At 45.1% G+C, this 25438-nt stretch carries 10 protein-coding genes; 3 read left to right on the forward strand and 7 right to left on the reverse strand.

Translation table 11 applies throughout. The annotated features are described in order from the left end of the window. Positions 1-24 precede the first annotated feature (24 nt). The 7 genes from C7460_RS16225 to C7460_RS16255 form a co-directional block, all read right to left on the reverse strand. Positions 25-1845 carry a RagB/SusD family nutrient uptake outer membrane protein gene (locus C7460_RS16225; RefSeq protein WP_115869179.1) on the reverse strand — a complete coding sequence of 607 codons (1821 nt, stop codon included), beginning with the start codon at positions 1843-1845 and terminating at the stop codon, positions 25-27. Positions 1846-1866: 21 nt separating this feature from the next. Continuing rightward, on the reverse strand, positions 1867-5025 hold the full coding sequence (locus C7460_RS16230) for a SusC/RagA family TonB-linked outer membrane protein (RefSeq protein ID WP_115869180.1): 3159 nt from the start codon (positions 5023-5025) through the stop codon (positions 1867-1869). Positions 5026-5515: 490 nt separating this feature from the next. Continuing rightward, the gene (locus C7460_RS16235; RefSeq protein ID WP_170148048.1) at positions 5516-8986 is read right to left on the reverse strand and encodes a carbohydrate binding domain-containing protein; all 3471 of its coding nucleotides are present in this window, start codon (positions 8984-8986) and stop codon (positions 5516-5518) included. A gap of 107 nt (positions 8987-9093) precedes the next feature. Continuing rightward, positions 9094-10629 (reverse strand): alpha-L-fucosidase, encoded by a 1536-nt coding sequence (locus C7460_RS16240; RefSeq protein ID WP_245986407.1) that lies wholly within the window; start codon positions 10627-10629, stop codon positions 9094-9096. Between the two features lie 78 nt (positions 10630-10707). Beyond that, the gene (locus C7460_RS16245; RefSeq protein ID WP_115869182.1) at positions 10708-12282 is read right to left on the reverse strand and encodes a hypothetical protein; all 1575 of its coding nucleotides are present in this window, start codon (positions 12280-12282) and stop codon (positions 10708-10710) included. Beyond that, the gene (locus C7460_RS16250) at positions 12282-14099 is read right to left on the reverse strand and encodes a RagB/SusD family nutrient uptake outer membrane protein (protein ID WP_115869183.1); all 1818 of its coding nucleotides are present in this window, start codon (positions 14097-14099) and stop codon (positions 12282-12284) included. Before C7460_RS16250 ends, C7460_RS16245 begins: the two co-directional genes overlap by 1 nt. An 18-nt stretch (positions 14100-14117) precedes the next feature. Further along, positions 14118-17228 carry a SusC/RagA family TonB-linked outer membrane protein gene (locus C7460_RS16255; RefSeq protein WP_115869184.1) on the reverse strand — a complete coding sequence of 1037 codons (3111 nt, stop codon included), beginning with the start codon at positions 17226-17228 and terminating at the stop codon, positions 14118-14120. A 418-nt stretch (positions 17229-17646) separates the two neighbouring features. On the opposite strand from C7460_RS16255, the gene C7460_RS16260 reads away from it, so the two are divergent. The 3 genes from C7460_RS16260 (at position 17647) to C7460_RS16270 (ending at position 25073) form a co-directional block, all read left to right on the forward strand. Beyond that, complete coding sequence (locus C7460_RS16260) at positions 17647-21726, forward strand: hybrid sensor histidine kinase/response regulator transcription factor (protein ID WP_170148049.1); 4080 nt, start codon at positions 17647-17649, stop codon at positions 21724-21726. A 79-nt stretch (positions 21727-21805) separates the two neighbouring features. Beyond that, the gene (locus C7460_RS16265) at positions 21806-23584 is read left to right on the forward strand and encodes an arylsulfatase (protein WP_170148050.1); all 1779 of its coding nucleotides are present in this window, start codon (positions 21806-21808) and stop codon (positions 23582-23584) included. Between the two features lie 4 nt (positions 23585-23588). Next, the gene (locus tag C7460_RS16270; protein ID WP_221409550.1) at positions 23589-25073 is read left to right on the forward strand and encodes a sulfatase family protein; all 1485 of its coding nucleotides are present in this window, start codon (positions 23589-23591) and stop codon (positions 25071-25073) included. The last annotated feature ends 365 nt before the right edge of the window (positions 25074-25438 follow it).

The raw sequence follows: 25438 nt of genomic DNA on the forward strand, positions 1-25438 counted from the left end.
AAGATACATTGTTTTTTGCGCTAGTTACCAACCAGGACTTTGCGCCAGGTTAGGGTTATTTTGAACTTCAGCTTGAGGCAACGGATACCAGTAATGTTTATCCGTATACTGTCTGGCATTTTCAATTTCTGCTTTATCGTAAGTGAAATTGTCACCATCTTTGGTAATCACTGCGTAATAAATATGCTGTAGCTCATCAAAAGCTCTCCATCTTCTTAAATCCTGAAAACGGTGCATCTCCTGATAAAGCTCAACGGCACGTTCGTTTCTGATTCGCTCGCGGAACACATCAGCATTCACGGTATAATCAGCATGAATATCAGGCATTCCTACCCTATTTCTCACCACATTAATGGCTTCTACGGCAGTCATGGTCATGCCTGCATGACTAATGGCTCCATTAGGCCCAACGAGCTCATTCGCAGCTTCTGCAAAGTCTAGATACAACTGAACAAACCTGATGTGTGGCATCCGTCTTTGCTTCCCTACATTATCTACATTATTACATCCTTTCCAGAGGTGTTTTCTGGTGAAATAACCGGTCCATCTGCCCTGTTGGTTGGCATTATTCCATTGAGGTCCCCCTACCCAGGCTTCTACTTTAGTATCATTGTTGAAGAAGTAATCATCTCCATTTTTCCAGATAAACTCATAGAACCTGGGGTCGCGATCCTCATAAGGATTCTGCGGATCATATTCTGGGCTATCTTCAATGGCTTTGGCGGCATTGCCATTGTCATAAATGTGCTCAAACTTGTCTACCGCATTTTGAGTAGGTGCAGCATGAGCTGCCCAACCTCCTGCACCTGGAATGGCCCTCGGACGAAACATTCCAGCACCAACTACATTGGCATTCCCCTGGTTATCCCAGTATTCCTGGGGTGGTCCCCATAATGCTTCATCACTAATGAAATCATTGTCACTCCACCAGTTTTCCATATATTCTGACCAGGGGTACATTCGGTAATAGCCTGAGTTTTGCGCAGTTTGGATGGCCTCCAGAGAGGCTTCCGCTGCACGCTGCAAGTATTCGTCATTGTAAGCCTCCACGCCATTGTCGAGCAGGTTCATATTAGGACTAGCTGCATATAGCAAAGCCATAGATCTAATCGCCATAGCCGAGGTTTTAGTAGCTCTTCCTTCAAAATCACCTGTCCATTTTTCCGGCAGCAGATTAGCAGCAGTTTCCAGCTCTGACACGATCCAGTCGGTCATCACATCATACCGCTCTCGCTCAGCCAGGAATGGTTCGTTGGGGTCCATAGGCACATCAATAATTACCAAAGGCCCGTATCTACGAATCAATTCAAAATGAAACCAGGCTCTTAAAAGTCTGAATTCCCCCTCCATGTAATCTTTGATCTGGTCTCCGGTAATGCCTCCGGGTAACTGCGGCACCTCCTCTATCTCCCGAATGGTTTCGTACTCATCCAAGGCAATGTTGGCCAGCCGTATTCCTACAACAGCAAGGCCACCGACGGTTACTCCTTTTCGTCGCAACTGTCCACCACCGCCATCGTTGTACTGAAAGCCCATTTCTCTCCAGGTCCAGTCCAGCCAGTTTCCTGTATGAGCATTGGTAGAGTGCGGTCCGTTAGCGTGTACAGGCTGGCATTCGTCGCTGTAAACCCCCACAGGCCCACTCCAATCATCTCTACCAGCAATGTAATTGTGTACACTCCAGTAAGTAACACCGAGCACTTTATTTACAGACTCGTAGTTCGTAAACACTCGATCTTTGGTGATCTCGTTTTCAGGTACTGCATCCAAATACTCCTCACATGAATAAGAGGAGAGGACCAGCATCACTATCAGTATTTTATATAAATATTTTCTTACTCTCATGATTCATTCTTTTCGTAAGTATTAAAATGAAATTCTGGTCCCAACATTATATCTTCTCGAAATGGGATATACCTGAAGGTTTCTAGACTCAGGATCTACCTCTGGTGGGATCTTTGTCCATGTCCATAAATTATTACCGTTTACATAGACCTGAAATCTGTCAAAAAACCTCAGGTACCTGAATTTGGCAACCGGCAATTCGTAAGAAATCTCGGCTGTTCTCAAGCGTATGAAATCAGCGTCTCGGATGGAGTAAGTTGTAGGATTTCTGTTTGCCTTATTATGGTTATTGTTGATGCGTCGGACAGGTGCTTTTGCATCCAGATTGTCGGGGGTCCAGCTGTCCATGGCTTCCGTATTGTTTAGCTGATAACCAAACGTAGAAGAGGTCTCATCTGACCACAGGTAGTTAAAAGACAAGTTTTTGTAGACACCATCTACTCCCGTGAAATTTACCGAAGCAGCAAATCCCTTAAAGACGATTCCACCTGAGAAAGCATAAGAAGTGGCCTGATACCCAACACCTATGGGCACTCTGTCCAGATCGGTAATTATACCGTCACCATTATAGTCGACAAACCGAAAATCTCCTGGTATAAGCTGTGGTTCCCAACTAGATGCGGTGGAGTTGTAAACATCATCCCAACTATTTAAATGATCTGCTACAATCAACCCGGTCTGTACGCCAATTGGTTTTCCAGCTTCTTTCTGATACTCGGGTCTGCCCTGAGGGTCGTCTCGGGTAATTACACGGTTTTCTGAGAAACTGTAGTTACCTCGTACCCAGTATCTAAATTCTGAGTTTAGTACCTGCTCCCATCGCAAGTCAAATTCAATCCCGTGATTCTTGGTTTTACCGCTAGTGGCTATTGGGTCCGTTCGATATCCGGCCAGCACACTGGATGTCTCACTTCTTTTAAACTGTAGGTTTTCTCTTTTTTCGTCAAACAAATCAGTGGTCAAAGTCAGCTGACTATTAAAGAAACCAAGCTCAATACCAATGTTTTGTTTGGTACTGTTTTCCCATGTTGCATCCAGGTTTGGTATTCTGGCCTCGGTAATTTTCCCGCCGAGCACCTCTCTGTTCTGCCCAAAAAACACATGATAAAACGCGCGATTATCTTCTGTATACGTCGCTCGATAGCTCCAGGCCTGGAATGATTTATCAATTCCTACCTGACCATAGGAGTATCTAAATTTGACCAAATCCAGCCAACCTCCTTTTATGGTTTCCATAAATGGCTCATTGGTGAGTATCCACCCGGCGGCCATGGATGGAAAGAATCCAAAACGCTTGCCCGCAGCAAACTTATCACTACCCATATAGGAGCCATTCGCTTCTAAAAAGTATCTTTCGTCAAAATTATAGGTTACTCGTCCTACCCAACTTTCACGGTGTGTAGGAAAGCTGGCTGCACCATTTCTATCTTCCTGCCTGTAAAACAAGGCCAGTCCACCCAGGTTGTGCTTGCCAAAAGTCCTCTGATAGTTAAAAGATCCTTCATAGTAAAGTCTCTGACTATAGCTTGTAAGCGATTCTCCCTGCAGTACTGGAGGGGTCTGAACCGCCTGCGGGCCATTAAAGGGCTCCAGCCCCAATTCAATCACCTCTCCTGTCTCCTCATTAATGACAGTGTTGTTTCTGTTTCGGATGTAATAGAGTTGACTATAGTTCAACGCCTGCTGATACTGCGTGTAATTGTTGTACGATAATTTTGCGTTGAAAGAAAGACCGGGAACAAGTGCCTTCAAGTCCTGTCTCACAATTAAGTCTGTCCAGGTTCTTGCAGCTTTTTTAGATATTTGCCCACTTCGTTCAAACAAGCCTCGATAGTTAGTAGGAATAGATGAACCTTCCTCTCTGGTCCATTCTCCCGTGGAGTACCGAATCGGTACCATGGCCGCTGAGCTGAACAGTCTTTGCAGTGTTAGGTTGCTATTGTTCTCATTAAACCCTTTAGCTCCTCCCGAGGCAGTGCCTGGGTTTCCATTCCAGTTGGTAATTTGATTTGACAGCTTTACATCAACCTTTGTGGTTTTTGTAAGGTTGAAGGTCATGTTCTGTCTGAAATTATAGCGCTTTTGCCATGTCCTTGGATCAAACTCTGGCTGCTTGTCGATATCAAATACATCGCCATCATAATTGTAGCCGATGGATGTGAAAAACGTCACAAAATCATTACCCCCGCTAAGGTTTATATTGTGACTTTGTGCAGTACCTGTACCAATCAAATCATCCACCCAAGTGGTGTAGCTGTATAAATCGGGATTTCTATTTGGGTCCTCCCACCTGGCAATTTCAGAGTCTGGAATGATCTGTCCGAATTGGCGGTCATTCATGCTGGCCTCATTAAAAGCCCTCATCGTTTCACCGATAGAGGCTATGTAATCCACGTTGGCTACAGGCTCTTTGAAGCCAAAATTTGCTGTATAGTTTACCTTTACCCTACCTTTTACTCCATTTTTGGTAGTGACGATGATTGCCCCATTACCTGCACGTGAACCGTATACCGCCGTTGCAGATGCATCTTTCAGTACAGTAATTGATTTGATTTCATTGGGATCTATATTGTTCATATCCCTTTCGATACCATCTACCAGTACAAGTGGAGAACTATTAGACCAGGTACTAAGCCCTCGAATAAGTATGTTCGATTGAGAAGCACCAGGAATTCCTGCATTCTGCTGAGTAGTGACCCCCGGCATCAAACCTGCAAGGGCTTCACTTACGGTCGTGACACCACCTGCCTGAGTTACCTTCTTGCCATCAGTGGAGGCAATTGACCCGACTACACTTTGCTTCTTTTGTGTGCCAAAACCAACCACCACTACTTCATCAAGAGCCTGCACATCGACCTGCATGGTCACATTTACTGTACTCCTTCCATTCAGTTTTATCAGTTGCTTCTTGTATCCAATAAAACTCAATTCAAGCGTTACGTTTTCATTAGGAACTGTAAGCTTAAAGTTCCCGTCAAGATCAGTAATAGTGCCATCTCCAGTACCCTGTACCACAATGGCTACCCCGGGTAACCCTTCGGTGCCGTTTTCGTCCGTGACTCTACCCTGAACGATGTGCTGAGCCCAACCACCATAGCAGAGTAGCATCATTACCATCAATGCCAGTATCCTTCCATACGGAATTGATGTTCGTTTTACATCTGGTAAGTTTTCTTTCATGTTAGTATAGTTTGATGATTTGCAATCATGACGATTAATGGGGGAATCGACGTAAATCAAAACTATGGAGCCCTCGAAGGGAGAAGGGGTTCATTTTTATTACAAAAGCGGGAGTACAGTTATTGTACAGGGGGGTATTTCCTTTTCTCGAGGGAGGTCATTCGGTAAAAAACCTGCCTAATCAACGTAAAAAAGGGGTTTTGCTAAATACTCAAAATACACCCCATAAAATGCGTAATTACTATTTTCGTCACGCATTTTACAGGTGTAATTATGAATTTTAAATTAAAAAAATAAGAAAAGGAGGTACCACTTACTAAAGACTCACAAGGATTTGCTGCCAAAATCTAATCATATACTGGTGTTCAATGGCTTCTGCAGAAGTAATGAACAGGTATTTATCACTTTATAATCTTGTGTGTGAGGGGGAATGGGCTACTAGTCATAAACAATCTTAACTGGCAGACTGGGCAACACGCAGCACTACTTATTATTCTTTGATAATTTTATACTGTAATGTACCTGCCTGAATTTCCAGATCTAGCAGATAAATTCCCGAACTCTGGTCTGAAAAATCTAAGGAAGAATCAATAGCTCCAGACTTTAAAGCTTTTCCCGTCAGGTCTCTCAGGACAAATTTTCCAGAAATAGCCCCTGAAATCCACAACTTACTCTTGACTGGGTTTGGGTAGACCATCAAACTACCCTGAGTGTTCGAATTGAGCACTGGCTCTTCCTCCTTGGGGCATTCGCCTTCTGCAGGGTCCAGTCCTGTATTTCCGCCCACACATCGTCCGCACCGATCGATGTAGGCACTACCCCCGGCATCACCATTACAATCGTCACTGGGGGCTGCTCCAGAGGGCTGCCAATCTGGGCCAGGCACCCAATAAGGCTGCCCGCGCTCGTATGCACCAGCATCTGGGGCTTCTCCTGAGCTATTATCTGTAATGCCATCGATACTCATACCAGCATCTACAGCCATGATTCCTTCTTTTGGCATAAAATTGCGATTGGCAAAATCTTCAAATGGATCTGCATCGAGCTCAAGGGTTACATTATTTTTCAGGTCTGTCGCATGGTATTCACTGTTGTTGGCAAGTGTATTGTAAACCGGCACATTGGTAAATTCATAACCATTGACCCATCTGCCCATGGTGGAGCTCTCCGGGCTGTCCATACTCCACACCGTATTGTTGTAGATCTGCAGGTTTGTACCGGCCCAGTTGATCTGAATACCAGCCCACTCCAGGTTCCAAAGCACATTATGATCTACCACTACGTCTACTGTGGAGTTGTCCAGGTAAATTCCCGTGGCTTTATAGCTATTGAAATGCTCATTTCTGGAACTGATATCATGGATCCAATTGTGGTGAATGCGCGTATTGCCGTAATTGCCACAACACATGTAAATGGCTCCACAGTCATCATTGATCAGGTTAGCAGCATACAAATCATTATACGCTATTTCTGCGCCTTTGCCTCCTCCGTTGATCAGGTCACGACCGGCATTGAATATTTCATTGTGCAAGATCTTGTTAGCGCCTGAGAGCCTGATAGGTGCCGCATAGCTACCACTGTAGTCAAAATTGCCTACGTAGCTGTTTTGCACAACATTGCCTACACCATTTACTATCACGCCACTGCCTGAACCAAATTGAATGTTGCAGCGATTGATTACATTGTTTTGAGAGCTGCCACTAAGCTGAATAGAAGCTATTCCCGGGCGAAAAGACTGGTTTGCAGCACTGCCCTCTGCAGACAAACTGTGTGTTCCATAAAGTATTTCCACATCTTCTATCAGGCAATTCGTAGCGCCTTCCATGCGTAGGTTACCCCCATTCAGTTTCAGTCCGCGAATGGTCACCTGATCTCGGTCTTGTAAGTTAAAGCAAGAGACACGCTGCCTGACCTCCACAGACTTTCCTTCTAACGACACGCCTCCTGGAGCTTGAAAAAACAATTCATTGGTGGCACCATTTACATACCACTCTCCATCAGTATCTAGCGCCTCAAAACTGTTGTACAGGATGAACTCTCCTCCGTTTGATGGGCTATGAGACCCATTAAAAAACCAGTCATCAGGAAGGGTTTGGAAGCCAACAGAGCCAGCCGGATTACTTGTGATCTTACGCCTCCAGGAGGTCCAGCGGCTTTTGCCCAAAAACCAAACCACCCCTCCATTTTCAAACCCCTGAGCAGGAATACTCGAATTTTCTATGGTGCTGGCTGAGCCAAATCCCTTAGCAGACTGCAGATCAAAAGGATCAAAGCTTTCTTTATTCGGCCAACGAGCAAGGTTCATGAGTTGATCATCAAACATTACCGAGTTTTGCTCTCCAAGCGAAAAAGCAATTTCCGTTTTGTAAATCTTACCTGTATGCACAGTCCAGTCGTTGTAGCTCTCAAAAGCCGAGATAACCACCTCATCTCCCTCTACTGCCTCAAAGGTCACACCATCGGAAACAGGCTTCACATACTCACGGTAAGTCCCTTCAGCAATCACACACTTCTCACCGGGCAGCATTTCGTCAGCCGCTCGCTGGATTGTTAAAAATGGAGCTTCGGCTGTGCCGGGGTTATCATCAGACCCTGACTTAGCCACATAAAACACACCCTCGAAACAAGTAACACCTGCTGTACCGCAAGCCACCACCTCAAAGCTGGTGGAAGCAGAGGCCTCATGGTAAAACTCATTACCTGCTTGTGTGGCTGTGACGGTCACGGTGCCTTCTATACCGTCTAATATCAACTGGTTGCCATCCAGTGAAGCCGGGCCAGATACAGCAAGTGCTAGCTCAAGTCCCGATGAAGCTGATGCTTCTACTCGAATGGGACGAGATTTCACACCCTGATCTGGAATTTGGCCTAGTTCAATCTGTTGATGTGCCTTGCTAATGCTAAACGTTTGCTCTACAGGAGTAGCGGCATTGTAGTTGGCATCTCCTGCCTGATGAGCGCTAATGGAAGCTTCTCCTATTCCTGTAATAGTCACTTCACTTCCTTCAATGGAAATATTTTCCGTAAGGGCAACATATTCTACTGTTAACCCTGAACTCGCCGTTGCCAGCAGTTCAAACGCCGGATCACCATAGGCCTTTTCAGTAATGGCTGGAAAGGTGATTTGCTGATCTTCTTTATTGGGGTCTGTGACAATGAGCGTGCGCACTACTGGATCTGCCGGTGCATACTCCTCATCGCCCTCCTGAGTGGCCGTAATCTGCGTGGACCCATCGCCAACAATCGACACCACATTACCATTGATAGTAGCCACATTGGTATTGGAGCTGGCATAGCTGACTTGTAGCCCGGAGGAAGCAGTGGCAGTCAGCTCAAAGTCAGCATCCCCTACTTGTCGGTTGGCTAGATCAGCGAAGGTTATTTCCTGAGGCGCTTTATACACAGTTTGCACCAATTCAAAATCATCCACAAAATAGGTTCCTACATTGGCTCTAAAGTCTATGTCAAACCTGATTTGACTATAGTCCGTACCGGCTACATCTGTAGCAAATGGAAATACAATTTCCTCCCAATCACCCCCTGTATAGACAATAGCAGTATCTGCAATAGACACCACAGGATCGGTTAAATAATCTCCTATACTTAAAAGAATTTCTTGACTCCCTGCCTGCTCTGCTTTTACATAAAACCGGAGTTCATAGGTTGTCTGAGTCTTGATACCCGTGACCTCTCTTCTGAGCCCGGCCATTCCGGCTACTTCTTTCCCTCCTGTGGTTTCAATATTTATAGACACCCCGTACGCGCCTGACCTGGCGGCAGCTTCAGTACGCGATACATTCATTTTACTATCTCCCCAGCGTTTATAATGCCAGTCATCCACTACGGAAGACCAACCGGGATTTCCCGCTTCAAACCCTCCGTTATAATCCATCAGATTACTTTCCTGCGCATGCAGCACAGATACCATTAAGCATACAAACAGTTGAAAAAGGTTTTTCATATCATTCCATTTTAAAAAAATAGCCCATGGCATGAATTGCCACAGGCTATTTGAAATAAACCACTATGAAGAAAATATTACAGTTTTTTGTGTACTCATCACAAGCATTAAAAGATGACTTTAAAGGCGCAGGCGTAGTTTCCTTTGGCTGAAGTCTGAATATTCAACCCCTCTGGAGTTTGCTCCCATCGAAGCTTTTCGACACTGCTCACCAATTGTACATCTGTGATCTTTTTGCCTCCCAAATACATACTCTCACTTCCAAGGGAAGTGATGGTATAGTCACCACTTTCACTATAATCCATAGCTATGGCGTAGAGGTGACCGTCTTTGGTGGTAAACCGAATATCCTGAGAGGTAAGTTCTTTGTTTTTACTTTCGGTATGGTGACCGGTAGCCACTTCAGTAGGCCCTTCACCAAAAACCACCCAAGGCCTAGTACCATAGATAGCCTCCCCATTTTTTTGGAGCCATCTCCCCAGCTCTTGCAAAACCTGCTGCTGATCCGCTGGAATAGTGCCGTCTGCTTTGGGGCCCACATTTAGCAGTAGGTTACCATTTTTACTTACGATATCTATGAGGTCATCCACAATTGTGTTGGGCGATTTTGACTTCCAGTTCGTAACATAGCACCAGGAATTTTTCCCAATAGAAGTGTCCGTTTGCCATGGATATTTACTGATATCAGACATCTTTCCGCGCTCGAGATCCAGCACATTGGTACCTGGCGGATAAGACTCAAACCCGTTAAAATTTTTATTTTGGAGTACTACCTCTTTGTTCCATTCAGTGGCCTTGTTGTAATAGTAAGCAGCTAGTTTGGGATGATAGGGGCGGTACTCCTCTCTGTCTATCACAAAATCGAACCATAATACGTCCGGCTGATAGTTGTCAATGATGTCTTTGGTGCGTGCCCACCACAGTTCTAAAAATTCGGTGTCTGCAGGCGTATAGGGCTCATGTTTTCTACCGTAGAGACCGGCATATTGCGGGTCATTTGTATCAAATCCAGATTTTTTATTGAAGTAGTCCCAGTTAAAAGCAAAATGTGACGATGCACCTACTTTTAGCCCCTGGGCTTTGCCTGCCTTGATCAGTTCACCGAGCACATCTCGTTTGGGGCCCATGTTTACGGCATTCCACCGGGTGACTTTAGAATCATACATGGCAAATGCATCGTGATGCTCAGCTACAGGCACAATGTATCGTGCTCCTGCCTGTTTAAACAACTCCACCCATTGCTGAGCGTCAAACTGCTCTGCTGTGAAGAGTGGAATAAAATCTTTGTAACCAAATGTATCGGGGTGTCCATAGTTTTTAAGGTGATACTGATGCGCGAAAGAAGGCTCTTTCTTAATTACCTCCCCTGTGGGGCTCCACACTACAGAGTCTTGGTACATCCAGCGTGGGTACCACTCAGACCCATGTGCAGGCACACTATATGGCCCCCAATGAATAAATATACCCAGCTTGGCATCTCGAAACCATTCTGGGGTTTCGTACTTTTTGAGAGATTCCCAATTGGGCTCGTAGTGTTCAGTCCTTTCTCTAGCTGATTCAAGTTTATCTTCTCTTTTTAAGAAGAAGAGAGCGGAAGCGCTCATCACCACTACCACCAGGCCTGTCATTATCCTGATTTTCATGAGTGTGTTTTAGTTAATGTTGCACACTTTATAAAAATATCCGCGACCAACTGGTCGCGGATATTTAGGGTACAGACCTTAAGGTCTTTCTTCTTTTACTGCAATACTCCAGTCATCTATATACATAGGGCCTGCAGCACTGTTGTGTCTAAACATGAAGTAGAAATCTTCATTACTGTTATTGTGCTCATATTCTTTCACAAGCTCTGTCCACTCTCCTTTGGTAACATCTCCAGTGGAAGTCCAAAACTGTTTCCCAAACCAACCTGGCGTATCTGAACGTATCCATGGGGAAAGTGCGGCAGCATCGTTTGAAGGATCTACAAAAACTTTAAATCTAAGTTCGTAAACAACACCTTCTTCCAATTGGAAGAACTCACTAGTAGTAGAACTTTGTGCCGATACGAAATTACCTCCTGCTTCGTATGAAAGCTTTAGAGAATAAGACCCTGAGGCAGCCTGCTCAGTAGAGTATTCTATGCTTCCGCTACTATCCCAGGTAGGTTCCCATCCGGCTGTTCCTCCTGCTCCGCCTACTTCAAAACCTGAATCAGGTCCTGCCAGGTTAGGGTTTTGATACATCTCAACAGGCTCATTCGAAAAGGACTCGAGAGATCTGGTGTCAATGGAAGTCAGATTACCTCCACTGTAAGACACTGTGATGTTATCATTCTGATAAATAGGCTCAGATAAAGTAAGTAGAAGCTGACTTCCATCTGCCGGGTTTTTCTCCACTTTTTTCACAGCTATTTCACCAACAGCCTCAACATCTACAGTAAAGAATGACTCCTGACCACCGAAATCTTCAAATTCACCATTGAAGCTAAGCACGATGGTTTCGTCTTCACGCTCAGTGATGGTCCCAATTTGCTCAAATGGCAAACTAGACGGTATTACCTTGATAGGGTTTGGGATACGTAGAAAATCCGATCCACCAGGAATGTTTTCACCTGAACGACTAGACCTTAAAGTCGCGCTATAAACGCCTAGTCTCGTAAAAGTTACTGTCGAAATACTATCAGCACTGTTCTTTCCTGCTACACTCCAGCCACGGTCATTTGGACGACCCTGTGTTGATACATCTACAAAATCAATGGATTCGCCAGCTTCAATTACCAATGTATCTTCACTCAATGGAATCTCAGCACCTTTGTAGAAAATCTTGGCCTCAGCTTTGATAGAATCATAAACATCTACCATGAATTGTTTTTCATAGAGCCATCTACCGTCTGGTTGCTGTACAGCAGCTACTGTATCCAGCCCTCTAAAAGCTACAGAATCTTTGAAGTAGTTTCTCAGCGTCACGATTTGCTGGCCGGGTTCAGTGAACAATACATGAATGGTCTTTTCATCCGAAACGGTATCCCCTCTATTTACGATCTTATCGGAATATACCGTATCCTTTCGAGTGATGGTTCCTTCAAGGAAAAATGCTCCTCCAGGAATGATCCAGGCATGCTCTAGCGCGTTTACAGACAAATCTGAAAAGGAAACATACCCATTAATCCCTGCACTCCACAGTGCTGAATCCTTACGAAACTCTGTGGTATACCAGCCCACATCACTAAAGTCTGTGGGCGCTACATAATCCTCTTCACAAGCCATGAAAACCACAGCAAGAAGAAGCGTTGCTATTTTTATAATATTTTTCATTACTGATCAGAGTTAGAGTTGATTAAATTATTTGTGGTAAGCTCTGAGTTTGGAATCGGCCAATAAGCATGGGCTGACTCGATATAATTACTTGCTGGCATAGATCGATCTACATACCTATTGTGTGCTTCATCCACTGTAGATACTCTTATCAAAGAAGAAGCCCAACGAGTAGCTTGATTTCCTTTCTGATCGATGAACTGATGGTCTTCAGCATTGTAAAGTCCTACAGATAGCTCTTCGAAACGCTCTTTGGTGATTCCCCATCTTCTGAGGTCAATGGTACGAATGGCGTGACCTTCAGCAGACAACTCCAACGGACGCTCCACATACATAAGGTGGTCCATCAATGTTCTGGCATTGTAAGTGACTCCATCATGTTGATTAGCAGGGTATTCGCCAGTACCGTCTTGTCCAAGCAATACAGTTTTAGCACGTCTTCTTATACGGTTGATATAGCGCATGGCTTCTTCCACTCCAGCGTCATCTGTACCACCTTTGATCAGACACTCTGCATACATCAGGTAGACATCTGCCAGACGAATCAATCGCATATTGATGCCTGAACGTTGCGCCGGATTGAAATCACGCTCGCTTTCTACGATAGCCCAGTTAGTGTATTTTCTCCAGTAAGCTGTTTCACCGTTATTAAATGGAGCAGCCTGAGCTGGAGTAGCCTGGTAATAGGGTAGAATGTCGTCCACTAACGCAATACTTTGTGAAGTACGATGCGAATAAGGCCTTAGCACAACCGAATCCTCACCATTAGATGCAGTTAAAGGTTCACCTTCTTCATCCACCACCGTCACATAGTTGTCAGGGTCGTTTTCATCCACCTGCTCCTCTTTATAAGCCATGATCAACCAACACGCTGGGTATACACTTCTCCATCCACCAACGGGGCTAAATGAGTAGTTGAGGTTATTAGAAACCTGCTCCTCACTCCATACACTCTCCTCTGATTTAAACTGCGTGGTATAGCTTATTTCGAGTATCGATTCCTGGTTAAACTCATTCAACGAAGTGAAGTTATCACCTAAGTTGCTTACTAAAGAATAACCATAATCAGGGTTTTCTATTACATCTTTGAAGTACTCCGCAGCAGTAGTGTAATCACTGTCGTATAAGTAACTCTTACCCAATACTGCCGTAGCAGCACCTGCAGTCACCCTGCCAAGATTTGGAGAGTAGCTCGGAGGCAAGTTCTCTCTGGCATATTCCAGATCTTCACGGTAAAAGGCCTTTATTACTTCAGACTCACTCAAAGGTTGCTTAAACTCCTGATCGTTTTGAGGAATGAAATCAAATAATACCACCGCACCTTCATTGAAAGACGTGTTTAGGTAGAAGTAAAACAATCCTCTAAAAAACCTTGCTTCAGCATAGATCAGGTCAGCAATCTCCTGACTCTCTTCTCCCTCGAATGTCCCCGTAAGACGTTCATAGGCTCTTATCACCTGATTCGCTCTAAAAACACCTTTATACAAAGACTGCCATTTACCATTTGGCGCACCAGATGACTCTGTAAATGTTTGCAAGAAGTATTCGTTAGACGTATTGGGTCTTCCCCATCCTGGCCAGGACAAATCACTTCTATTGATTTCAGAAGTTACCTGATAAATGCCTTGATCCTTGAACGAATTATATACGGCATTTATACCTAATTCCAGATCACCAACAGTTTTCCAAAAACTATCCGTAGACAGTTCATTGGGATTTACTTCTTCTAAAAAATCTTTTTCGCAGCTGACAAAAGGCACACTTCCAAGAATTAAGCCTATTGCCAGGAATATTGATTTATAAAATGCTTTTTTCATAACAATGTATGTTTATTCTTAAAAGTCAAGTTGGATACCAGCTCTGTAAATGGCACTGATCGGGTAATTACCTCGGTCTAAGCCACGCGATGACAGTCCGTTGTTACCAACTTCTGGGTCATAACCCGTGTACTTGGTCAGTGTGATAGGATTCTGAGCTGAGAGGTACACTCTTAGCTTAGATATACCAGCTGGCTGAGTAATGGCCTTAGGTAATGTGTAACCAAAAGCAATGTTTCTAAGACGTACGAACGTACCATCTTCTAACCAGTAGTCGGTGTATCCACGCGCATTGTAATGATCTCTACCGCGGTGTGCCGGAATATCCGAATTAGGATTCCATGGGCTCCACTGATAGTACTGATCCATATGTCTTCCAAACTTATATGCATACGCTTTGCTTCCGTTCATCACTTCTCCACCTACAGCGGCATACCAGTTCATAGAAAAGTCAAACCCTTTCCAGTCCATGCTGAAGTTTAAACCAACTTCAAAATCAGGAATACCAGATCCCATGTACACTCTATCATCCAGTGTGATGGTGCTATCTCCGTTTTGATCTACATATTTCAGGTCTCCCATTTTGGCCGTAGGCTGAATCTTCTTATAAGCTTCCAGCTCTTCTTCTCCATCTACAATTCCATCCGTCTCGATCAGAAAGAATGATCCAGCAGGATAACCTAGCGCAATTGCTGTAACAAGATCCTCGTTAGGCACGCCCTGTACTACCGTACTGTTGTCCAGATACATAATTTCAGACCCTTCTTGCATTTTGGTCACTTCGTTGATGTTTTTCGAGAAGGTACCACCCAGGCTCCACGACAACTCACCTGCCTGTCTCCAGTTTGCTGCCAGCTCCACTCCTTTGTTGGTCATGTCACCAATGTTTAGAATCACTGAGCTAGTAGTACCAGCAGTAGGAGGCACTACGTAAGGAAAGAGCATATCTATCTTATTGGTATTGTAGAAATCACCAGTCACTGTCAGCCGATCACTAAGTAATCCCATGTCAAAACCAACGTTTAACTGCTGTGACGTTTCCCACTTCACTTCAGGGTTGGCATAGTCTAACTGAGTAGCTCCAAGCCCAAGCATTACGTTATCCTCTGGCCCAAATGGATAATCTCTTCCAATGGCGATCGTCGCTGCATTGCTGTAATCAAGGAAGTTCTGGTTTCCTGTAGTACCCAAACTAGCACGTAGTTTTAGAGTAGATAATGTACCTGCTACAGGTGCCCAAAATGCTTCATCCGACACGTTCCATCCTGCGGATACAGAAGGAAATACCCCCCATCTATTCTCTTTCGCAAATCTGGAAGACCCATCACGACGAACACTCGCGCTAAACAAGTATTTACCTCTAAAGTCATATTGCAAACGAGCCAACATACCGATCAATGAATTGGAACGATCTTGATTCCAATTGTTGCCAGTACCTACATTAGGATCAGCGGTAACTCCCTGGAGCGTGGTAACGTCATTACTGATTAGATCTTTCTTTTCAGCAAAGAAAGAAGTGAATGTATAGTTCTCCATCGAGAACACACCTAACAGTTTGAAATTATGCTCACCAAAAGATTTTTTATAGTTGATCATATTTTCCCAGGCCAAACTACTGGCACGCGAGCTCTGGTTGTATACTCCTGATCTTGCATTGCCATCAAATGCTATTCGATTTCCATCGTCATCATAGGCAATAAATAGAGGGTTAATTCTTACCCTGGTATCATCCGTAAAGGTTGTTCCAAATCGTGAGGACAGACTTAGGTTTTTAGTGATCTGATTGCTGATCTGGATCATTCCATTGAAATGGTTTCCATGTCGGCGATCGTCTTGTTTGAGTTTTGCCATCAATCCACCAAGTGCCGCGGCTTGAACTCCATTACCTGCATCCTGTACAATAGATGCATCCGGATGTAGTGGCTGCTGAAGTGGTTTATACTTGATAGCATCAAGCAAAAACTGCCATGGAGCATATTGCTGCTTTTCTACTCTGGCACCCATACCAGTATTCACTGTCCACTTATCTTTCTTGAAGACGGTGTTGGCACGAACATTATAGCGCTCATATCCCGAGTTGATGATAGTTCCCTGGTTTTCATGAAAAGACCCTACCACATTGTAGGTAAGTCCATCGCGACCACCAGAAACTGTCAATGCATGGTTTTGAATGATGGCATTGTCATTTTGAATGATTCCTCTAATATCGGTATCATTGGTAAAGCTAGTAGGGTTCGTTTCTAGTGATGACCAGGTATTTTGAAAATGCTGGTTAGGGTTTAGGTGATACTGATGAATAAAATTCGAGTAGAGCGACTGCTCTCTATTCATCAGATGTTCTCCGGAAGTAATTCGCTGAACACCTACATAGCTATCCAGACCAATCTTCATGCTACCTGCTTTACCTTTCTTAGTCGTAATCAGGATCACACCTCCAGATCCACGTGTACCATATATTGATGCGGAAGCCGCATCTTTCAGTACATCGATGGACTCGATCTCGTTCATACTCAATTTAGGGTCACCGTTAAAAGGAACTCCATCCACAACATAAAGTGGATTGCTAGATCCATTCACAGAGCTAAGTCCACGAATCTGAATATTAGACCCTGCACCTGGCTCACCAGAGACAGCCTGTACGCTTACTCCGGCTATTTGACCCTGAAGTGCTGTACCTATATCCACCGTTGCGTTTTTGATTAGCTCTTCGGTCTCGATTCTGGCTACAGCACCTGTTACTTCTTTCTTCTTTTGTTCGCCGTAACCAATGACTACTACCTCGTCCAATGCCTGTACATCTTCAGACATTTCTACGTTAATCACCGAACGACCATTAACAGATACAACCTCTTTTTTGTAACCAATAAAGCTGAACTCCAAAATAGCGTCATCTGCATTTGGAACACTCAACTTGAAATTGCCGTCTATGTCCGAAATCGTTCCGTTACTAGTACCTTGTACAACAATAGCTACCCCTGGAAGCCCCTCGTCTCCAGCCTCTGATGTAACTACCCCTTGCACAGTCTGCTGCGAATACCCCGGCAAGTGTATCAACACCAATGCCAGAGCGCAAAGCCACCTGGTGGCACTTACCATTCCTGGAAGTTTTAATGGTAGACTCTTTCTCATGTTTTAGTTTAGTTAAGGATTTAAGTAAATTACTCAAGCGACAAAAGCCGCTTTTCACACTTTACAAATGTACTTTCGCTATTGAGCGTCAATATGAATTTTTTCAGTCCAAAAGCGGGGAGAAATTCTAAATGGCGGGGGTATTTTTATGAAATTACAGAGGGTATTTATACAAATAACCTCACGGAATAGACTTAAAAAGCAAAATACAACAAATTAGAGGAATAAAACACATCCCCATTATTAACCTTTGAATTCTGCAATCAATTTGGACAGGTACTATATGAGTAAAAGTAAAATTGTATTTTTCATAGTTAGGAGCAATACACCCCACCATTCAACAAAACGGTGGCTACTGTTTTTAGGCATCGTATTATGCACTGCACTAACCACACTTTTACACGCCCAAAATGGGGCAATGCAGCTTCATGGTAAGTTTGATATTTATTCCACAAAAAACGGACTTTCACAAAACGATGTACGCTGCTTGTTCCAGGATTCTTACGGTTTCATATGGATTGGCACTCATGGAGGACTCAATCGATTTGACGGATATTCGTTCAAAACCTATCAAAAAAATATTGACGACCCTACATCGCTTCCCAGCAACCTAATCAGCTCGCTTGCGGAAGACCAGCACGGAAACCTGTGGATCGCCACGGATGATCAGGGCATCGTGATCATGGATCGGCAAACGGAGTCTTTCCAACAACTACGCCATGAACCAGCAGACCCAAACACCATTACCAACAACCACGTAATCACGCTATTTATAGACAGTAAGGGAATTGTATGGGCTGGTACCTCCACAGGACTCAACCGGATAGAATATGACCACCACAGCAAATCGGCAAAAGTCCAACGCCTGACTGCCGACAAAAACAACCCAAACTCCATCAGCCACAACCATATTTACCACCTCTTCGAAGATAAATTTGGCAATGTATGGGTAGGGACTATCAATGGACTAAATCGGTATATTAGCACAGACGACACCAACCACCAGTTTCTCTCCTATCGAGTTGGGACCTCCAATAACATCAGACATATTACCAGCAATGACACCAGCCTGCTCATAGCTACTACCCTCAATGTATTGGCACTACCCTTTAGCCAAATAAACACAAACACCCCTGACCTTAAAGTCATCGTAAGCCAACCTTTTTTAGAGATCATAAGTGACCAACATCAAAACCTGTGGGGCATCAATAACACAGGCGTGAGCCTCCATTATGTACAAAATGGCCAAATGAAAGATCACCAGTTTGTCAATAGCTGGGCAGACCCTAAAAGTCTGAGTAAAAACATTGCCACAGCGATTATTGAAGACCGCTCTGGACTCATCTGGATAGGAACAAACGGTGGAGGCCTCAACCTGTACAACCCTGATCGAAAAAACTTCAAGCATTACCATAAAAACGTATCTCCCGGTAGTCTCTCATACAACAAAATCAGAGGTATAGAGGAAGATCCTCAGGGCAATCTATGGATCGGCACAGAAGGTGGCGGACTCAACTTTTTGCCGGCCGCTAGAAAAAATGAATTTGAATCCGGTTTTAAGCAAATCGATATCAATCGCGGCACAGGCAATTTCGTATTTAGTCTGGAAAGCACCAAACAGGGCTACCTGCTCGCAGGTGCAGGCTACCCGGCTTCTCTATATGTACTAGACGCAAACCATACCAACACGCCTAAAATCGTAGAAACATTCAATGCCAAAGGCAATGTATTCTCCATACTACAGGACTCTGACGATAACATTTGGCTAGGCACCTATAGCAATGGCCTCTATCGAATGACACAAGATAATAATGGGCACATCACTGTTTCTGCGCACTTTACTCATGAACCAGAAGACTACTCGAGTCTGTCATCCAATGTCGTACGTAGTATTGGAGAAGACCGAGATGGGAACCTCTGGATAGGGACAGATGAAGGGCTCAACAAAATCACACGTCAGGAGCGAACAAAAGACACCCCAAACATCATCCGATACAAACAGGGAGATCATGAAAAAAGCATCAGCTACGATTACATTCTACCTATTTTTATATCCTCTACAGGAGATATCTGGATAGGCACCCTCGGTGGCGGCCTCAACAAACTAATTCCCGGCACCACACCCAACAACGACCGGTTTGAGCACATAACCACCAGCGACGGACTGCCCAACAATGTGGTGAAATCCATCCAGGAAGACGACCAGGGCAACCTCTGGCTGGGTACTAACAAAGGATTATCAAAATACAACCCAAAAACCCAACAAATCACCAACTACGGTATCAGTGATGGGCTGCAAGACATGGAGTTTAGTGAAATCGCTTCACACAGACTTTCCTCTGGCGAACTGATCTTTGGTGGTGTAGATGGCTTCAATGTATTTGACCCCCAGGATATCATTCCGGACACCTCTGAAGTAAACGTGGTATTTACCGAGCTGCAAATACTCAACCGCACGATTAACACCGGAGAGGAAATCAACGGACGAATCATCCTCAGTTCAGATCTCAACCGCACCCAAACACTGGAGTTGTTTCATAATGAAAACAGCTTTTCTGTAAAGTTTGCGGCCCTCCACTATGCGGCTCCCGAAAAAAACAAATACGCTTATAAGCTTGAAGGTTTTGACAAAGAATGGATCTACACCTCGGCGCAAAACCGAATAGCCAAGTATACCAACCTGGCCCCGGGCACCTACACGCTACTGGTAAAAGCCAGCAACAGTGACGATTACTGGACCGAAGACCCCATACGACTTCAAGTACAAATAGCCCCGCCTTTCTGGCGCACACACCTGGCCATGATCTCGTACATCATACTCATTGTTACGGCTTTGTGGTTTTTTAGAAAATACACACTCATTACCAACTCACGAAAAAACCAGCTGGTCATCGAACACCTCGAACGCGAAAAAATCGAGGAACTGAGCCAGTTAAAACTGCGCTTTTTCACAAACGTGTCACATGAGTTTAGAACACCACTCACGCTGATCCTGGGGCTGATAGAGCGCCTAAAAAACACCGCCAGCAAGCTAGACGAAACCGAACGCCAGAAATACTACGACAAAATACACCGCAACTCTCAGGTGCTGCTCAACCTCATCAACCAGCTACTGGACTTCCGAAAAGTGGAGCAAGGAAAAATGAAAGTCAAAGTACAGCATGGTGATATCGGCACGTATATCCACGGCCTGTGCGAAAATTTCAACGAACTGGCCCGCAAGAAAAATATAGACTTTCAGTTTATCTGTGAAGAGCCCATCAGCGGCTACCACGACAAAGACATCATCGAGCGCATTACGTTTAACCTGCTTTCCAACGCCTTTAAATTTACGAACGAAGAAGGTGAAATCACGGTGAGCCTGGAAGCCGTAGGAGATGCCTTAAAGATGCAAGTGGTAGATACGGGCATAGGCATGAGCAAAGAAGTGCAGGACCATCTCTTCGACCGCTTTTCCCACACATTTGTAAAAAGAGAGCACGGATCTGGTATTGGGCTTTCCTATACCAAAGGCCTCGTGGAGCTGTACCACGGCGAAATACAATGTGAATCTGCTCCAGACCGAGGCACTACCTTTAGTATAACTTTCCCTTTCAAAAAAGAAGCCTTTAGTCAAGACATCATCCTGGACGATCAAGATCAGGATGCAAACACCACTCGCGATGTAGACTGGCTAATCGAAAACACCTCCACGCAGGTCAGAGAAAGTCAGGTAGACCCATCAGGGCAAAAGGCCACCGTACTCCTCGTGGAAGACAATGAGGACATCCTTTTTTACCTGGAAGAACACTTTAAAGACCGCTACATCATCCACAAAGCCAATGAAGGACAAGGTGCCCTCAATATCTGCCTGGACAAGCATGTGGACCTGGTAGTGAGTGATGTGATGATGCCGGGAATGGACGGTCTGGAGTTTTGTGAAAAACTCAAAGAAGATGACCGCATCAACCACATACCTGTAATTCTGCTTACCGCAAAACGCTCTCCAGACAACAAGGTAAAAGGCTACGAAAAAGGTGCCGATGCGTACATCCCCAAGCCTTTTGATATGAATGAGCTGGAAACACGCATGGAAGCGCTCATCAGCGGGAGACAAAAAATCCTAAGCAAACTGCGCAAAAACATTGAGCTTAAGCCTTCCGAAGTAAAAGTCACGAGCCTCGATGAGAAGTTCCTAAAACGCGTACTTTCCTACATCGAGGAAAACATAGGCATGACGGAGTTTACCGTAGAAATGCTAGCTCACGAGTGCGGCATGTCGCAGCTCCACCTCAACAAAAAACTCAAAGTACTGGTAGGCCAAACAGCCAATGCGTTCATCCGGTCGATACGTCTGAAGCGTGCGGCTCAGCTACTGAGCAAAAACCGGTACTCTGTAAACGAAGTGATGTACGAAGTGGGCTTTATTGATGCCAAGTATTTCCGGACTTGCTTCAAAAAGGAATTTGGCACCACTCCTTCTGACTATCAGAAAACCCACGCCGAAGAGGAATCTTAGAGCAATGCATTGCGCAGGGAGCATGCTCCGCTAGCAGGTAATTTTAAGTCTATTTTTTAGCATAGAAATGAACTTACGCATGCATTGGAAAACACATCTGTTCCTTATCACACTAGTGGGGCTATTTTTGGCCTGTAAGCCCAGTACACCTCCCAATATCATCCTGATCGTTACTGACGACCAGGGCTGGGGTGATGTGGGCTTTCATGGCAATGAAATTGTAAAAACACCACAACTGGATGCCTTTGCAAAGAATGCTGTAGAACTCACCAACTACCACTCAGGCACCACTTGTACGCCCACACGTGCGGCGATCATGACGGGCCGAAACTCCAACCGAAACGGTGCCTGGCACACCATAGCGGGCGCCAGCATACTCAATGCGGACGAACAGACCATCGCGGAAGTATTCCAACAAAACGGCTACCGTACGGGGATGATAGGCAAGTGGCACCTCGGCGACAACTACCCCTACCGCCCTCAAGATCGGGGATTCGAAGAAACCTTCTACCTCGGAGGTGGAGGTGTGCAGCAAACCCCCGACTACTGGAACAACGACTACTTTGACGACACCTACTTTAGAAATGGCGTACCGGAAAAAACCAAAGGGTACTGCACCGATGTTTGGTTTGATGAAGCGTTGAAGTTTATCGGTGGAGCGGACGAAAAGCCATTCTTTCTGTACCTGGCTACCAACGCCGCTCACGGCCCTTTCAACGTACCTCCTGCTTACCGCGAAATGTATGCAGACAGTGAACTCAACTCGAAGCAGAAAAACTTCTATGGCATGCTCACCAATCTGGATGACAACTTTGGCAAGCTGGAAAAATACCTGAAAGACAACAAGCTTTTGGACAACACCATCCTCATCTACACTACTGATAATGGTACGGCCGGAGGAATAGGCTATAACAGAAAACTTGAAAAAACCGTGGGCTTTAACCCACTACGGGGCACCAAAGGGAGCCACTATGACGGAGGTCACAGGGTACCATTTCTTATCCACTGGCCAGCGGGTGGACTCACTGGCGGACAAAAGGTTGATGAACTTACTGCTAGCGTAGACTTACTCCCTACCCTGAGCTCCCTGGCAGGAATTCCTCTTTCCCTCGACCGGCCACTAGATGGCGCGGATGTCTCTCCCGTGCTGACCGGGCAGAAAACTACTCCCACTCGAATGCTTGTGGTAGACACGCAGCGCAACCAGTGGCCTGAAAAATACCGCAACCCTTGTGTGATGGATGGCCCTTGGAGGCTGGTCAACCATAAGGAACTATACAATATCGAGGAGGACCCTAAACAGCAAAATGACCTGGCGAATCAGCACCCTGATCGCGTAAAGGACATGCAGAACTTTTACGACAAGTGGTGGGCAAGCACCGTGGATGACTGGGAACACTCAGCTATCTATTTGGGAGCAGCAGAAAACCCTACCACCATCACGATCCACGACATGCATCCAGACAGCACAGGGGCCATTCCCTGGAATCAGAATCAGGTCCGCATGGGTAAAATCTCCACTCCAGGATACTACGAAATCAACGTAGCAGAAGCAGGCCGTTACCAGTTTGAGTTGGCGCGCTGGCCATTTGAGGCCGGCCTCAAGCTCAACAGCACCGTGGAAGCTATACCCGATCTTCCCCACAGAGAAGGACTCAGCGCAGGCAATCGTGTGGTTCTTACCAGCTCACAGGTAATGCTGGCGGGCACTCAGCAGTCGGTAGAAATACAGCCGGACGCCCCACATGCCAGCATGGAGATAGAAGTGCCTGCAGGCAAAACGCAGCTAAGAGCCTCATTCCTCACTCAGAAAAATGAACACTTTCCCGCTTACTACATCCGTGTAACCAAACTATAAATCCATGCGGACATTATTTCTAGTACTTCTTACCACGTGTATGGCCACTTTGCTTGTGGCTCAAAATAAGCCCAATGTGATCGTGATTCTTGCCGATGACATTGGAACTGGAGACATCTCCTACTACCAGCGCCTTACGGGTGGAAAAGTGGTAGTAGAAACCCCCAACATCGATGAGCTGGCTTCAGAAGGTGTGGTGTTTACCAATGCACACTCACCCGCTGCGCTGTGTGCACCCTCCAGATATGCGGTGATGACGGGCAATGCCACGCACAGAAGCTATAGACCCTGGGGCGTATGGGGAGCTTATGAGCGCTCACCATTGGAACCCACAGACCTTACACTGGGTAAGCTGATGAAATCTGCCGGATATCGTACGGGTTTTTTGGGTAAATGGCACATGGGAGGTGACTGGAAGCTTAAAAGCAATCCCAATGAAATCTACCGAGGCCCTCGCTACAAGCCCGAACTGGATATAGATATCACCAAACGCATAGGTGGTGGCCCACAGCAAAACGGCTTTGACTACTCACTTACCCTACCCTCAGGTGTACAAGATGTGCCCTATGCCGTATATGAAAACAGCCAGTGGATGCCTCTACATGCCAACTCAGAGATCACCTACATCTCACAAGAGAAAATGGATAAGCTCAACGTAAAGCTGGACAAGTCTGAAGGCCTGGGTGATTCGCACTGGGACCCTCACCATATAGGACCATTGCTGGCCGGCAAAGCAGTGGCTTTTATAGAACGAAATGCCTCAAAACCGTTTTTCATGTACTACTGCTCACAAGCTGTACACCTACCGCATACACCTCCTGATTCACTAAATGGCAAGGCGATATCCGGAGCCACTGCCACCAAACACATGGACATGATCGTGGAGCTAGACCAACAGATAGCCATGATGGTAGCAGCCCTCAAAAAGCAAGGCATCTATGACAATACACTATTTGTATTTACCTCCGACAATGGAGGCCTCATGCGAAAAAAGACATTAGAAACGGGTCACCGCCCCAACAGTATATATAAAGGTGGCAAAAATCAAATCTTTGAAGGAGGACACCGTGTACCGCTGATTGTCTCCTGGCCGAAGGAACTAAGCCATGGAAAAACCAACACGCTAGTGGCAGGGTATGACATACTAGCCACGCTTGCAGAGCTTACGGGTCAGTCCACAGGAGCGGGACAGGCGATGGATGCTAAAAGCTTTTTATCCGTAGCGCGACAGCCAGAGCAATCGCATACAATCCACGAACACCTGATCATACAAGGAGGCACCAGCAGAGAAGTGGCCTACTACGAAGGAGACTGGAAGCTCGTGGTACAGTTTGACAAAAAAGACCAAACTGATAAAACGCGCACCCCTAAGGCTCTGTATCATCTAAAGAAGGATATCCGGGAATCAAACAATCTGCTAACAACACAGCCATCACGTGCTGAAAAAATGTTTACTCGCTTTAATGAGCTGCGGCAAGCAAACCAATGAAATATTGTCAAGTGATCTTTGAATCCAACTACTGATTATTGCCCACTCTTTGATTCTAAATTTCTGTGAATACGTTTATCAATTTAAGATTATCGCAATAACACAAGGGGTATATTGTTTTTTTTACGGATTTATCACTCACAAATCCTTTTTATGAGAAAAAAGTAATTTCAGCAATTATTTTTTAGAAAAACTTCACGTGATATTTCAGTGAATCGCTCATATTGATGAGGTATATAGTAACTTGATCTTCGGTTGACACCATAGCACATTGAACCGCCTCAAAATTAGAATATTACAACATTTCATTCAATTACTACTAACAACACAGCTCACACTTCACCTCACCGATTGGAGTGTTTTCC

The sequence above is a fragment of the Marinoscillum furvescens DSM 4134 genome, from assembly GCF_003386095.1.
Lineage (GTDB): Bacteria > Bacteroidota > Bacteroidia > Cytophagales > Cyclobacteriaceae > Marinoscillum > Marinoscillum furvescens.

What these genes read in the sequence shown, in the direction of transcription:
- C7460_RS16240 (WP_245986407.1), bottom strand. Translation starts at nt 10,629, where the DNA reads ATGAAAATCAGGATAATGACAGGCCTGGTGGTAGTGGTGATGAGCGCT.
- C7460_RS16250 (WP_115869183.1), bottom strand. Translation starts at nt 14,099, where the DNA reads ATGAAAAAAGCATTTTATAAATCAATATTCCTGGCAATAGGCTTAATT.
- C7460_RS16225 (WP_115869179.1), bottom strand. Translation starts at nt 1,845, where the DNA reads ATGAGAGTAAGAAAATATTTATATAAAATACTGATAGTGATGCTGGTC.
- C7460_RS16235 (WP_170148048.1), bottom strand. Translation starts at nt 8,986, where the DNA reads ATGAAAAACCTTTTTCAACTGTTTGTATGCTTAATGGTATCTGTGCTG.
- C7460_RS16245 (WP_115869182.1), bottom strand. Translation starts at nt 12,282, where the DNA reads ATGAAAAATATTATAAAAATAGCAACGCTTCTTCTTGCTGTGGTTTTC.
- C7460_RS16230 (WP_115869180.1), bottom strand. Translation starts at nt 5,025, where the DNA reads ATGAAAGAAAACTTACCAGATGTAAAACGAACATCAATTCCGTATGGA.
- C7460_RS16260 (WP_170148049.1), top strand. Translation starts at nt 17,647, where the DNA reads ATGCAGCTTCATGGTAAGTTTGATATTTATTCCACAAAAAACGGACTT.
- C7460_RS16270 (WP_221409550.1), top strand. Translation starts at nt 23,589, where the DNA reads ATGCGGACATTATTTCTAGTACTTCTTACCACGTGTATGGCCACTTTG.
- C7460_RS16265 (WP_170148050.1), top strand. Translation starts at nt 21,806, where the DNA reads ATGCATTGGAAAACACATCTGTTCCTTATCACACTAGTGGGGCTATTT.
- C7460_RS16255 (WP_115869184.1), bottom strand. Translation starts at nt 17,228, where the DNA reads ATGAGAAAGAGTCTACCATTAAAACTTCCAGGAATGGTAAGTGCCACC.